We start from the raw sequence: 16,042 nt of genomic DNA, 5'->3' as shown, positions 1-16,042 counted from the left end.
TCCCGTAGTGACGACTAGCGAGGGGAGGACGTTCCTATGGTTGGGGTGCTGGGAAACCGATCGGTGGAACCGGATCGGGCGCGACCGCGCGATATCAGAGCGGGGTCGCATCCGTGACCCGGCCATCGCGTACCCGTCCGGTCCGGACGCGGCAGTCGCGGGTCACCACCCTGCCGCAGCTGATGGGTACCGCGGTCGAGGCGAATCCGGACGGTATCGCCGTCGTCTTCGCCGATGCCACCGCGACCCTGGGCCAGCTCGGCTACGCCGAACTCGACGATCGGTCCACCCGGTTGGCCCGGCTGCTCATCGAACGCGGTGTCGGTCCGGAAGACCTGGTCGCCATTGGCATTCCGCGGTCGTTGGAGTCGGTCATCGCGGTGTGGGCGGTGGCCAAGACCGGTGCCGGATTCGTATCGGTCGACCCCAATTACCCGGCCGAGCGCGTCGCGCACATGGTGACCGATTCCGGTGCGGTGCTCGGGCTCGCGGTCGCCGAGGTGGCGGCGCAACTGCCGGATCGGGTCGAGTGGCTGATCATCGATGCGCCCGAATTCACACTGCGCCTGGCGGAATACTCGGGCGAGGCCATCACCAACGCCGACCGAATCCGCGCGGTGCGGGCGGAGCATCCGGCCTATGTCATCTACACGTCCGGCTCCACCGGTAAGCCGAAGGGTGTCGTCGTCACGCAGGCCGGACTGTCCAGCTTCTGCGATGAACAACGCGAGCGATATCGCGTCACGAACCAGTCGCGCACACTGCATTTCGCGTCGCCGTCGTTCGACGCGTCGGTGCTCGAGCTGCTGCTCGCACTCGGTGGCGCGGCGACCATGGTGGTGGTCGCGCCGAATATCTATGGTGGCGATGAGCTGGCGACGCTGCTGCGCCGGGAACGGGTGACGCACGCGTTCATCACCCCGGCGGCGCTTGCCTCGGTCGATTCGGCGGGGCTCGACGAGTTCCGGGTGGTCATCGCCGGTGGCGAAGCCTGTCCGCCGGATCTGGTGCGGCGCTGGGTATTGCCGATCGCCGAGAACCGGAGACGGGAGTTCTACAACGGCTACGGGCCGACCGAGACCACGATCATGACCAATATCAGCGCGCCGATGACACCCGGCGCGATGGTGACCATCGGCGGCCCGATCCGCGCCATTACCGAATACGTCCTCGACGACCGGCTGAATCAGGTGCCAAGCGGCGTGGTCGGCGAGCTGTACATCTCGGGTTCGCAGGTGGCGCGCGGTTATCACGATCGGCCCGCGCTCACCGCATCACGCTTTGTGGCGAATCCTTTCGATCCCAACAGTTCTCGGCTCTATGCCACTGGTGACCTGGTGCGCTGGACCGCTGACGGTGAGATCGAATATATGGGCCGCAACGACTTCCAAGTCAAGATCCGCGGCTTCCGTATCGAACTCGGCGAGATCGATGCGGTGCTCGGCGCGCACGACAGTGTGGATTTCGTCGTCACCATCGGCCATAGACTCGACACCGGCGCAACGATTCTCGCGTCCTATGTGCACCCGGCCGGTGATGCGGTGATCGATACCGGCGAGCTGATCGCCTACGCCGAACGCGCACTGCCCGCGCATATGGTGCCCACCGTCATTTCCGTGCTCGATACGATTCCGCTGACTCCGGTCGGCAAGCTGGATCGGCAGGCACTGCCCGCGCCGGTGCTGGAGACCAAGCAGTATCGGGCCCCGGAGACCGATATCGAACAGATCATCGCCGAGGTGCTCGGCGTGGTGCTCGGTGTCGAGCGTATCGGACTCGACGACGACTTCTTCGCACTCGGCGGCGACAGCATCACCTCGATCCAGGTGGTGTCGCGGGCCAGGGCGCGCGGGGTGATCTTCACGCCCCGAGATGTTTTCGAATCGCGCACGGTCGCCGTCCTCGCGCCGCTGGCCACCAAGGGGGCACCGGTCGAGACCGGCGCGCAGCCGATCGGTCCGCTGGTCGAGCTGTCGCAGGCCGATAGTGACCGGTTGGCACAGCAGTACCCGAAGCTGGTCGAGGTGTGGCCGCTGACCCCGTTGCAGTCGGGCATGTTGTTCCATGCACAGCTGGCCGAATTGTCGGTCGATGCGTACATGACCCAGTTCATGGTCGATCTCGGCGGCGACGTCGATGCCGAGCGACTACGCGCGGCGGCGGTCGCTGTGGTGGGTCGGCATGTGAACTTGCGGGTGGCATTCGCCGAGGACGGCGCGGGCAATCCGATACAGGTCGTGCTCGACGAGGTCGAAGTGCCCTGGCGGGCAGCCGATCTCACCGATCTCGCACCCACCGATGCCGCTGCCGAGTTGCGTCGGATCATGGCCACGGAGCTGGCCGACCACTTCGATATGCGCAGCGCGCCGCTGCTGCGGTTCACCCTGATCCGTTCGACTTCCGCGGCGCGAGCGCTGGGCCCGGAGGCGGTAGCGGAGCGTGACCACGGAGGGCCCTGGGAGCGCCGCAAATTAGACACTGCGGCGCGAGCGCTGGGCCCGGAGGCGGTAGCGGAGCGTGACCACGGCGGGCACCGGGAGCGCCGCACATCGAATACCGGTACCTATCACCTGCTGGTCACCAGTCATCACATCCTCATCGACGGCTGGTCGATGCCGCTGCTGACCCAGGATCTGCTGACGCTCTATGTGCTCGGTGGTGATGCGAGCCAGTTGCCCAAGGCCCGCTCCTACCGCGACTATCTGGCCTGGCTCGGCGCACAGGACCACACTGCCGCGCGTAAGGCCTGGCGCGAGGTGCTGGCTGGTATCACCGAGCCGACACCGCTGGCCGCGGTCGATCCGGCCCGCGAAATCGCCGCGGGCGTCGGCGAAGTCGACTTCGAACTGTCCGAGGCGGACACCGAGGCGCTGAGCCGGTTGGCCGCCGATACCGGGGTCACCGTCAATACCGTCATCCAGGCGGCCTGGGGGCTGTTGATCGGCCGGAGTGTGGATCGCGACGATGTGGTATTCGGCGCCACCGTTTCCGGACGACCGCCGCAGCTCGACGGCGTCGAAACCATGGTCGGGTTGTTCCTCAACGCTATTCCGGTCCGGGTGCGCCTGGCTGCCAACGACACCCTCGCCGGACTGCTGCGGCAGTTGCAGTCCGAACAGGCGGCACTGCTGGACCACCACTACGTCGGCCTGAGCGAAATTCAGGAAAGCGTCGGCGTGGAATGGCTTTTCGACACTCTCGTGGTCTTCGAATCGTTTCCGATCGACGAGAAGGCGCTGACCGCTGCGGCTGGTGCGCTCGATGGCATGCGCATCGAAGGCGCGGTCGCGGTGAACGGCACGCACTACCCGGTTACCGTGGTGATCGTCCCCGATGTGCGCATGCACTTCACCCTCAAATACCTACGCGATATCTTCGATGAGACGGCGGCACGGGCACTGGCCCAACGCTTCTCGACCTTGATCGGCCGGTTCCTGACCGATCCGTTCGCCAAGATCGCCGACGTCGATGCGCTGACCGCGGCCGATCGTGCCGTACTCGACGCCGCCAATGCCACCGAAGTGGCCGAGCTGCTGGATGATTCGACACTGCTGACGCTGTTCGACGCGCAGGTCGCCAGCACGCCGGACGCACCCGCGGTGTTCTTCGGCGATACCACGCTGAGCTACCGCGAACTCGATGCGCGTTCGCGCGCACTGGCCGGGGATCTGGTGGGTCGCGGAGTCGGCCCGGAATCGCTGGTGGCGGTGGCGATGCGGCGCGGCATCGAGATGGTTGTGGCGATCTACGGCGTGCTGCGCGCCGGTGCTGCGTATGTGCCGATCGATCCAGGCCATCCGGCCGAACGCAGTGACTATGTGCTGGCCAGTGCGGCTCCGGTGGCTGTGCTGACCACGACCGGGACCGGCTTCGACACCGCGATCGATACCCCGCTGGTCTATGTGGACGCACTGAACTCGAGCTCCGGTGACGCGCTGACCGACACCGTCGTGGCGCCGTTTCCCGACAGCACCGCCTATGTCATCTACACCTCCGGCTCGACCGGTCAGCCCAAGGGTGTGGCGATCACGCATCGGCAGATGGCGAACCAATTCCGTTGGGCGCAGCGGACCTATCCGCACGGTCCCGGTGATGTGGTGCTGCACAAGACCCCGATCACCTTCGATATCTCCACATGGGAGCTGTTCTGGCCGTTGCAGACCGGTGCGGCGGTGGTCATCGCCGAACCGGACGGGCATCGCGACCCTGCGTACTTGGCTCGGGTAATCGACGAGTACTCGGTCAGCACGGTGCATTTCGTGCCATCGATGCTCGACGCATTCCTCGACGGCGCACCCGCGGGCGAGACCGCGTACCCGTCGTTGCGGCGGGTATTCGCGGCTGGTGAGGCACTGTCCGCGGAGACCGCCTCGCGCTTGCGCGCATTCCTACCGAATACGGACCTGTTCAACTGGTACGGTCCCGCCGAGGCGGCGGTAGTGACCGCCTATCCCGCCGAAGCCGATGGGCGCGTCGCGATTCCGATCGGCACCGCGGTCGCCAACACCAGGGTGCATGTGCTCGACCGGCAGTTGCGACCAGTTCCGGTCGGTGCGATCGGTGAGTTGTATGTGGCCGGTGTGCAATTGGCGCGTGGTTATCTGAACGCACCGACGCTGACCGCTGAGCGGTTCGTCGCGCATGCCGATGGTGCGCGGCTCTATCGCACCGGCGATGTGGTGCGCTGGGTGCCGCGTCGCGACGGCGGATATGTTCTGGAATACCTGGGCCGCAGCGACTTCCAGGTCAAATTGCGCGGCCAGCGCGTCGAACTAGGTGAGATCGAGACGGTGCTGCTCGGTCTGGACGCGGTGCAACGCGCGGCGGTGGCGCTGGTCGCGGGGAGCGCCGGTGATCGGCTGGTCGCCTATGTGGTGGCCGCGCCCGGTGCACGCATTGATGACGAGGCCCTGCTCGACCACGCACGCGCGGCACTGCCGACGTATATGGTCCCGTCCGCGATCGTGCAGCTGGATGCTTTGCCGCTCAATGCGAGCGGCAAGCTCGACCGCAAGGCGCTGCCCGCGCCGGAGTTCATCGGTCGGCCCTACCGGGAGCCGTCGACACCGCTGGAACGCACCGTCGCCGAGGTATTCAGCGATGTGCTGGATCTGAAGAGGCTGGGCCTCGAACGCGTTGGTGCGGACGACGACTTCTTCGACCTCGGCGGCAATTCGCTAGTCGCCACCCGGGTGGTGGCCAGGCTCGGCGCCGCGATCGGTAGTCGCGTCCCGGTGCGCGCGGTCTTCGAGGCGCCGACGGTTGCCGCGCTGGCCGTCGCGGTCGTGTCCGGCGCGGGGCAGCGTCCCGAGGTGCCGCTGGTGGCCGGTCCGCGGCCGGAACGCATTCCGCTGTCGCTGGCCCAGCAGCGGATGTGGTTCCTCAACCAGTTCGATACCGAATCGGCCGTGAACAACCTGCCGGTCGCGGTACGGCTGACGGGCGCGCTCGATGTCGATGCGTTGCGGCAGGCCGTCGCCGATCTGGTCGAGCGGCACGAAACGCTGCGTACCGTCTACCCGGCCGACCGCGACGGCGTCGCGCATCAGGTGATCGTGCCTGCGGCGCAGGCGGTTCCGGATCTGACACCGCGGTCGGTCGCGGCGGATGCGGTGCACGCGGCGGTCGTCGAGATCATTGCCGCCGGATTCGATGTCACCGATCAGGTGCCATTGCGCGGTGCACTGTTCCAGGTGGTCGCGGGCCCATCGGACGAGTACGTGCTCGTCTTCGTGGCCCATCACATCAGCGCCGACGGCTGGTCGATGGGGCCGATGACCCGCGATCTCATGCTCGCCTACGCATCGCGCGCGGCCGGTACACCGCCAGCCTGGCAGCCGCTGCCGGTGCAATACGCGGATTTCAGTCTCTGGCAACGGGAAGTGCTCGGCGCCGAGGACGATCCGGCGAGCCTGATCAGCGCGCAGACCGAGTTCTGGCGCACGGAGCTGGCCGGACTGCCCGATGAACTGAACCTGCCCGCCGACCGGCCGCGCCCCACAACGCAGTCGTTCGCCGGTGGCACAGTCGGATTTACGGTCGACCCGTGGGTGCACCACAGGCTGGCCGAGATCGGCCGCGCGCAGAACGCGACGATCTTCATGGTGGTGCATACCGCGCTCGCGGTATTCCTGGCGCGCATGTCGGGCACCGAGGACATTGCGGTGGGCACGCCGGTGGCCGGTCGTGGTGCGGCCGAATTGGACGATGTCATCGGCATGTTCGTCAATACGCTGGTGCTGCGGACTCCGGTGTGCGGCGGCGCGACCTTCGCGGAATTGCTTGCCGTGGTGCGCGACACCGATCTGCGGGCCTTCGCGCACGCCGATATTCCGTTCGAGCGTCTGGTCGATCTGCTGAATCCGGAGCGGTCCACGGCGCGGCATCCGCTGTTCCAGGTGGCGCTGTCGTTTCTAAATCTGCCGGCCAACTCATTCGAACTGCCCGAATTGCGGGTCGGCGGGGTCGATCTCGACATACGTACTGCGAAATTCGACCTCTCGCTGGCGATTACCGAGCTAGCAGGCGAGTCGGAAGGGATGTACGCCGAGTTCTCTTACGCGCGTGATCTGTTCGATGAGTCCACGGTTCGGGTGTTCGCCGATCGGTTCGTGCGACTGCTCGAGGCGATCACGACCCGGCCGGAGCTGCCGGTGGGTGATCTGCCGCTGCTGGCCGAATCCGAGGTGACATTCCTGACCCGAGTGCATTCGGATCAAGTGACGGTCGGTGGGTTGTTGCCCGATCTGCTGGTGCGTGGGCTGCGTCGCGGTGCGGATCGGACGGCTATCCGCTACCAGGGGCGCTCGATCAGCTATCGCGAGCTGGACGAGTACTCGTCACGGTTGGCCCGGGTGCTTATCGATCGTGGTGTCGGTCCGGAAAGTCTGGTGGCGCTGGCGCTGCCGCGCTCCTACGAGATGGTGGCCGCCGTGTTGGCGGTGTGCAAGGCGGGCGGCGCACATGTGCCCGTCGACCCGAAATATCCGGTGGATCGAGTGCGGCACATGCTGACCGACTCGAGTGCACTCGTCGGCCTCACTACTTTCGAATATCTGGGTGAGCTGCCCGACGATGTGCGATGGCTTGCGCTCGACGATGCCGAGACGGATGCGCTGTGCGCCGAGCGATCCGCCGCGCCGGTCACCAATGCCGACCGGATCATGCCGTTGCGGCCGCACCAGGTGGCCTATGTGATCTACACTTCGGGCTCTACCGGTATGCCCAAGGGCGTCACCGTGACCCACACCGGACTCGGCGGCCTGGTCGACTACTCGGTCGGCCTGTACCGGCTGGAGCCGAACCACCGGTTGCTGCATATCTGTTCGCCGAGCTTCGACGTGTCGATGCTGGAATGGCTTGTCGCGCTTTCGGTCGGCGCGACCGTGGTGATCGTTCCCGCCGCCATTATCGGCGGTCCGGAACTGGGTGATCTGCTGCGCAGCGAGCGGGTCACGCACGCGATCATCACCCCCGCGGTGCTGGGCTCGGTGGATCCGGTCGGGCTCGATCAGCTCGAAATGCTCATGGTCTGCGGCGATGCCACCACACCTGAGCTGCTCGGTAAATGGCAGCCGGGCCGCAGGTACTACAACGGCTACGGCCCCACCGAGGCCACGGTCATCGCTTCCTACGCGACGCTGCGGGCCGGCGAGCCGATCACCATCGGCACACCGGTACACGGTATGTCGGCGCTGGTGCTGGATGCGCGGCTGCACCCGGTGGCACCGGGCATGGCGGGGGAGCTGTATCTGTCCGGCGGCGCATTGGCGCGTGGATACCACAATCGTCCGGGGCTTTCCGCGCAACGTTTCGTGGCCAATCCGTGGGGTGAGCCGGGGGCGCGGATGTACCGCACCGGTGACGTGGTGCGCTGGTTCGCCGAACCCGAAGTACGCATGGGCAATGCGGCGCTGCCGTCGATTCCGTTGGCACTGGAATATGTCGGTCGTTCGGACTTCCAGGTGAAGATCCGCGGCTACCGCATTGAACTCGGTGAGATCGATGCGGTGCTCGGCGTGCACGCCGATGTGGAGTTCGCGATCACCATGGGCAGGCAGAGCGACGCGGGTGTCACGATCCTGGTGTCCTATGTGCTGCCGGTATCCGGCCGGCTGGTCGCGCCCGGTGTGCTCGTCGAGCATGCCGCGCGGCGCCTGCCGCCGCATATGGTGCCGTCGGCGGTCGTGCTACTCGACGAGATCCCATTGACACCGGTCGGCAAGCTGGATCGAAAGGCGCTGCCGGCACCGGTCTTCGAGCAGGCCGCCTTCCGTGCGCCGAGGACCCGTACCGAACAGATCGTGGCGAGCACCTTCGCCGCGGTGCTGCGCATCGGCACCGGCGCCGCGGACAGCCGCTACCTCGGCCTGGACGACGACTTCTTCGCACTCGGTGGAAATTCACTGCTGGCAACGCAATTGGTGGCTCGACTCGGTGCGGCACTGAACACCCGGGTACCCGTGCGCCTGCTCTTCGAGGCATCCACGGTCGCCGAACTCGCGGCCGAACTCGCCCAGCTCGCCGGTACCGGCTCTCGCCTGGCCTTGGCGGTGGGCGAACGGCCGCAACACATTCCACTGTCGCTGGCCCAGCAGCGGATGTGGTTCCTCAACCGGTTCGACACCGGCTCCTCGGCCTACAACATTCCGATCGCCGTGCGACTCACCGGCACCCTCGATGTGGCGGCGCTGAGCCGGGCGGTCGCCGATGTGGTCGAGCGGCACGAGATCCTGCGCACCATCTACCCGCAGACCGATGCGGGTCCGGTCCAGCTGATCCTGTCCTCGGATGCGGCTACGCCGAAACTCGAGCTCCGCGAGGTCGCGCCGAACGAACTCGAATCCGCCGTTGTCGAGCTGACTTCGACGTGCTTCGATGTCATCGGCGAGGTGCCGGTCCGGGTCGTGCTGTTCGCTATCAACGGTGTTGGTGCGCGCACGCAGGACTCCGCCGTCGGTCCAGCCGAATACGTGCTCGCGCTGGTGGTACACCATATCTCCGGTGACGGTTCGTCGGTCGCGCCGCTGACCCGCGATCTGATGCTGGCATATGCGGCCCGCTCCGCCGATGCCACGCCGGGCTGGGCACCGCTGACCGTGCAGTACGCGGACTACAGCAGCTGGCAGCGCGAACTGCTCGGTAGCGAAGAGGATCCGGAATCGTTGGCGGCCCAGCAGATCGCCTACTGGCGCGACGCACTGGCCGATCTGCCCGAACAGCTGGATCTGCCGTCGGACCGGCCGCGGCCCGCGGTGCAGTCCTTCGCGGGCGGCACCGCCGCGGTGCGCATCGATCCCGAAACCCACCGTGCCCTCGTCGAATTGGCCCGTGCCGAAGGCGCGACACTGTTCATGGTCGTGCACACCGCGCTGGCCGTACTGCTCGCGCGGCTCTCGGGTACCGAGGATATTGCCATCGGCACCCCGGTGTCCGGTCGCGGTGAGGCCGCGCTGGACGATCTGATCGGCATGTTCGTCAACACCCTGGTGTTTCGCACCCGGGTGGATGCCGGTGCGACTTTCACCGAGCTGATCGCGCGGCAGCGGGAGGCCGATATCCGCGCCTTCGCCCATGCGGATATCCCGTTCGAGCGGCTGGTCGAGGTGCTCAACCCGGTCCGTTCCACGGCGCGGCATCCGTTGTTCCAGGTCGGACTGTCGTTCCAGAACCTGGCGCAGTCCAGCCTCGAACTGCCCGGCCTCACCGTATCCGGTGTCGGTATCGACACCCAGGTGGCGCAGTTCGATCTGAATCTCATCGTGCGCGATGCCTACGATGCGAACGGCGTGCCCGTCGGTATCGATGGTCAATTCGTCTATGCCAAGGACCTTTTCGACCAGGCGACAGTCGAGGGCTTCGCGGAGCGTTTCACGCGCCTGCTCGACCGGATCGTTGCCGCACCGGGCAGCCCGGTCGGCGAATTCGACCTGCTCGCCCCGGCCGAGCGGAAGCGAATCCTGCTCGACTGGAACCGGACTGCCCATCCGGTGGCTCCGGAACTGCTGCTCGACGGCTATCGCCGAGCGGTCGCGGCACATCCCGACGCGATTGCGGTGTGCTACGAGGGCACCGAGCTGGCGTATCGCGAATTCGATCAGCGGGTCAACAGTTTGGCGCGGCTGCTGATCGACCGGGGTGTCGGCACGGAATCCCTGGTGGGGCTGGCGATTCGGCGTTCGCTGGATCTCGTCGTCGGCATGTACGCGATCGTGACGGCCGGTGGTGCGTATGTGCCACTGGATCCGGATCATCCGGCGGAGCGGATCGCACACATTCTGGATACCGCCCGGCCCATTGCCGTGCTCACCACCAGCGCGGATGCCGTTGCGGTGTCCGGCGATACGCCGGTGCTGCACCTGGATGAGTTGGAGCTGGACCGATTCGGCGCGAGTCCGGTACACGTCGACGAACTGCTGCGTCCGGTGCTTCCGGAGCACCCGGCCTACGTCATCTTCACGTCGGGTTCCACGGGACGTCCGAAGGGGGTGGCGGTGTCGCATGCGGCCATCCACAACCAGACCACCTGGATGCTGGCGGAGTATCCGCTCGGCGTCGGCGATGTGTACCTACAGAAGACGGCGACCACCTTCGACGTTTCGCTGTGGGGCTATTTCCTGCCGCTTCGCGCGGGCGCGAAACTGGCCGTCGCGACCCACGACGGCCACCGCGACCCGGCCTATATCGCGGAAACTATTGCCGCACAGGGCGTCACCGTCACTGATTTCGTCCCGTCGATGCTGACGGTTTTTGCCGCGCATACCGCGGCGGGCTCCTGTCCGACGCTGCGGCACATCTTCGTGATCGGCGAGGCGCTGCCGCCGGAAACCGTCGACGCCGTGCGCGCCATATCGGATGCCCGGGTGCACAACCTCTACGGTCCGACCGAGGCCGCGGTCTCGGTGACCTACTGGGAGGCGCACGGGGGCGACCGCTTCGGCGTCCCGATCGGCCTGCCGCAGTGGAATACCCAGGTATACGTGCTGGATTCGCGACTGCGACCGGTGCCCGCGGGCGTGGCCGGTGAGCTCTACCTGGCCGGTGACCAGTTGGCCCGCGGCTATGTACGCCGACCCGATCTGACCTCGGACCGGTTCGTGGCCAACCCATTCGGCGACGGCACCCGCATGTACCGCACCGGTGACCTGGTCCGCTGGCGCGCCACCGAAACCGGCGGGGTGCTCGACTACCTCGGCCGCACCGACTTTCAAGTCAAATTTCGCGGCCAGCGCATCGAGCTCGGCGAGATCGAAACCGCACTCCTTGCCCATGGCGCAGTCAGCCAGTCCGTGGCCGTTGTGCTGCCGTCGGCGCTGGGCGACCAACTGGTGGCCTACGCTGTACCGACCCCTGGTCAGCGGATCGATCAGGCCGAACTGCTGGCCGCGATCGCGGGCACCCTTCCGGCATATATGATTCCGGCCGCCATTGTGGGGCTCGATGCGTTTCCGTTGAATACCAGCGGCAAGCTGGATCGCAAGGCGCTGCCGGAACCCACGTTCGCCAGCCGCGAATTCCGCGCTCCGGCAACACCGGTGGAGGAGATCGTGGCGGGCGTCTTCGCCGATGTGCTGGGCATCGATGGTCTGGGCATCGATGGTCCGGGCGTGGCACGGGTCGGTGTCGACGATGACTTCTTCGCCCTCGGCGGCAATTCGCTGATCGCCACCCAGGTGGTGGCCCGGCTCGGTGCCGCGATCGGCGGCCGGGTGCCGGTGCGCACCCTGTTCGAGGCGTCGACGGTGGGCGCGCTCGCGGTCGAGATCGAGCGGCATGCCGGAGCCGGTCGTCGCCGGGCGCTGACGGCCGGTCCACGGCCGGAACGGATTCCGCTGTCGCCGGCCCAGCAGCGAATGTGGTTCCTCAACCAGCTCGATCCGTCCTCGGCGGTCGACAATATTCCGGCCGCGGTGCGCCTGACCGGTGCGCTGGATCTGGCCGCGCTGGAGCTGGCCGTCGCGGATCTGATCGAGCGACACGAGGTACTGCGCACTGTCTATCCACAGACCGATGACGGCCCTGTGCAATTGATCGTGCCCGCCGAACAGGCGGTGCCGGATCTGACGCCGGTAGCGGTCGGCGCGGCCGACCTGTCCGCGCGGGTCATCGCGACGGCCTCGGCCGGATTCGATGTGACGGCGGAGGTTCCGATACGGGCCGAGCTCTTCCGAGTCGAGCCCGACGTGCATGTACTGGTGCTGGTGGCGCATCACATCAGCGCGGACGGCTGGTCTATGGGCCCGCTGACCCGCGATCTGATGGTCGCCTACGCCGCCCGCTCGGCTGGTGCGACACCGGCGTGGCAGCCGCTTCCGGTGCAGTACGCGGATTTCAGCATCTGGCAGCGCGAGGTGCTGGGTTCCGAGGCCGATCCGGACAGCGTCAGCACCGCCCAGGCGAACTACTGGCGCGACACCCTCGCCGGGATGGCCGATGAGCTGAATCTCCCCGCGGATAGGCCGCGGCCGACTAGGCAGTCCTTCCGCGGCGGTCGGGTGGTCTTCTCGATCGGCACCGAATTGCACCGTGGGCTATGGGAACTCGCGCGTGCCGAGAACGCGACCATGTTCATGGTCGTGCACACTGCCTTCGCGGTCTTGCTCGCGCGGTTGTCCGGCACCGATGACATCGCCATCGGCACCCCGGTCGCCGGTCGTGGTGAGGCCGAACTCGACGATGTGATCGGCATGTTCGTCAACACTCTCGTGCTGCGGAGCGAAGTATCCGGCGAGCTGAGTTTCGGTGCGCTACTGGCACAGACGAAGGATGCGGATCTGCGGGCCTTCACGCACGCCGACCTTCCGTTCGAGCGACTGGTCGACCTGCTGAACCCAGTGCGTTCGACCGCACGGCATCCGCTGTTCCAGGTCATGCTGTCGTTCCAGAATCTGCCGGACCGCTCGTTCGAACTACCCGGATTACGCATCGGCGCGGTCGATCTGGCGATCGATGCCGCGAAGTTCGATCTCGCGCTGACTATTCAGGAGGCTGTCCAGAGCACCGGTATGGTCGCCGAATTATCCTTCGCCAGGGATCTTTTCGACGACGCCACCGTCCAGGGGTTCGCGGATCGGTTCCTCGGCCTGCTGGAGCAGATCGTCGCCCGCCCGGACGCACCCGTCGGCGATATCGATCTGCTCAGTGATGCCGAACGCGCCGCGGTGTTGTGGCGGTGGAACGACACCAGCCGGGAACTCGGTGCCCACGGCACGCTGGTGGACGAATTCGCCAGGCAGGCCGCACAAACGCCGGATGCGGTCGCGATCGTGGATCCGGCAGCCTCGCTGGCCCACCCGTCGCCCGACCACCACCGGTCATCGAGTCGCTCCGCGACGCTGACGTATGCCGAATTCGGTGCGCGTGTGCACCGGTTGGCGCGACAGTTGATCGAGGCGGGTGTCGGACCGGAAAGGCTTGTCGCCCTTGGCCTGCGGCGCTCGGTCGATTTCGTGGTGGCCGCCTACGCTGTGCAGGCGGCCGGTGGTGGTTATGTGCCGCTCGATCTCGATCAGCCCGCGGAGCGGATCGGGTATGTGCTCGATTCGGCCGCGCCGGTGTGTGTACTGACCACCTCGCGTGACGAGTTCGCGACCGAGTTGCCCACCATCACGATCGATGAGCTGGACCTGTCCGGCTATGCGGAACAGCCGGTGACCGACGCCGAGCGGATTTCGCCGTTGCGGTCGAGTAATCCGGCGTATGTCATCTTCACCTCTGGTTCGACGGGTCGGCCGAAGGGTGTGGCGGTGCCGCATACGGCGGTGGTGAATCAGATCCGTTGGATTACTGGTGAGTATGGCATCGGTGCCGATGATGTGGTGTTGTTCAAGACTCCGGCGACGTTCGATGTATCGGTGTGGGAGTTGTTCGGTCCATTGTCGACCGGTGGTCGTATCGTCGTGGCCAACCCGGATGGGCATCGCGATCCGCAGTATCTGGCCGAGGTGATCGCGGCCGAACGGGTCACCATGACCTCGTTCGTGCCCTCGATGCTCAGCGTCTTCGCGGGCGCGGTCGACGGTTCCGACCTGACCTCGCTGCGCACCCTGCTGGTCGCGGGTGAAGCCTTCAACGCCGATGCGGTACAAGCCATCCGCGCGGTCACCTCGGCCGAGCTCTACAACCTCTATGGACCGACCGAATTCGCCGTCCACGCGACCCATGGCCCGGTGGCCGACCAGGTCGACGGCGCGGTGCCGATCGGTCTGCCGGTCTGGAATGCCCAGGCGTATGTACTGGATTCCCGGCTGCATCCGGTGCCGTCAGGGGTGGCGGGCGAGTTGTACCTGGCCGGTGCGCAGTTGGCGCGCGGCTACGCCGGTCGCACCGACCTGACATCGGATCGCTTCGTCGCCAATCCATTCGGTGCCCACGGTTCCCGGATGTACCGTACCGGTGACCTGGTCACCCGCAGGAGTGACGGTGCGATCGGGTACCTCGGTCGCACCGACTTCCAGGTCAAGCTGCGCGGTCTGCGCATCGAACTCGGCGAGGTCGAAACCACCCTCGCCGCCCACGGTTCGGTGGCACAGGCCGTGGCGCTGGTGCGTTCGGATACCGGGACCGGCGACCAGCTCATCGCCTACGTCGTCCCCGCGAGCGGTGCCACGGTCGATGCCGAGGCACTGCGGACCCAAGTGGCCGAACATCTGCCGTCCTATATGGTTCCGGCCGCCGTCGTCACACTCGACGTCATGCCGTTGAACCCCAATGGCAAGCTCGACCGCCGGGCGCTGCCCGCGCCCGTCTTCGCGGCAAAGGAGTTCCGCGCGCCGACAACGCCGCTCGAATCGACCGTCGCCGATGCCTTCGCCGAGGTCATCGGCGTCGACCGGGTCGGCATCGACGATGACTTCTTCGGCCTGGGCGGTAATTCGCTGCTGGCCGCCCAGGTCGTCAGCCGACTACGCAAGGTGACCGGCGCGCAGCTCGAGGTCGCCTGGTTCTTCGCCGAGCCGACGGTGCTCGGCATCTCGAAGCAGATCAGCGCGGTGCTCGAACACGGACACGATGTCGAAACCAGCTCCGCGGCCGCACTCGGCGTGCTCCTCCCGATTCGCGCCGCGGGCGCCCGGCCGCCGCTGTTCTGCGTGCACCCACTGGCCGGACTGTCGTGGTCCTATGCCGGACTGGCCCGGGTGCTTCCGGCCGACCAACCGATCTACGGCATCCAAACACCCGCGCTCGCCGAGGACGACTACTGCCCGGACTCGGTAGCCGAGATCGTGCGCCGCTATGTCGCCGAGATCCGGGCGGTGCGGCCCGAGGGCCCCTACCGGGTACTCGGTTGGTCGCTCGGCGGCAAGTTGGCGCACGCAGTGGCGACCGAATTGCAGGCCGACGGCGCACAGGTCGAGTTGCTCGCCATCCTGGACGCCTACCCGGGCGGCGACTTCACCGATTTCCGGACCCAGATCCGCGCGGCCTTCACCGAATTGGGGCTGGACGCCGCGGCGCTGCCCGCGGCGGAAAACCTGCACGAGATCGGGGACGAGGCCGTGGCAGCGCTGCACGCGATGGCTGTCGGCCAGGGCCTGGACGTGCTCACCCCCGAACGTCTGCGGCGCATCTACCGTACCGCCATGCGCACGGTCGAGCTGGAGTCGCGGTACCGGCCGGCGGTATTCGAGGGGACACTCGAGTTCTTCAGCGCCATGGTCGACGCCGAGGCTCGAGCCGATCGCACCCCCGCCGATTGGCAGCCTTTCGTGTCCGGTGAGATCATCGATCGCCCGATCGGGTCGACGCACGAGTTGATGACCTCTGCCGAAGCGTTGGCCGAGATCGGTCCCCGGCTCGCTGACCTGCTCGAAACCCCTGAGTGGTAGCGATCGGCCGGGGAATGCGGGTAGATCGTCGGCGTGAAGAAGCGGTCGTTTGCGGTTACGATCGGCATCCGACCATGCGAAGCTTCTTGGCAAGCGCTGGGAGGGGAGCACTTTTTAGGGATTACAGGGTAGGTGAGCTCCTTCGTGTTTCGGGTGGTTGTACAACGTCGGCATGAGGAAGCGGTGAGCAGGTGACGCGCCAGGCTAGGGTGCGG

General features: G+C 66.6%; 1 protein-coding gene. It reads left to right on the top strand.

Annotation, left to right across the window (positions count from 1 at the left end):
• Window positions 1-113 precede the first annotated feature (113 nt).
• Window positions 114-15,827, top strand: coding sequence for an amino acid adenylation domain-containing protein (locus tag AB0L63_RS07465; protein WP_364496067.1), 15,714 nt, complete (start codon window positions 114-116; stop codon window positions 15,825-15,827).
• Window positions 15,828-16,042 lie beyond the last annotated feature (215 nt).

The sequence above is a fragment of the Nocardia sp. NPDC051990 genome, assembly GCF_040680755.1.
In the GTDB taxonomy this organism is placed as follows: Bacteria; Actinomycetota; Actinomycetes; order Mycobacteriales; family Mycobacteriaceae; genus Nocardia.
This window is presented reverse-complemented; position numbering and strand designations above follow the sequence as displayed.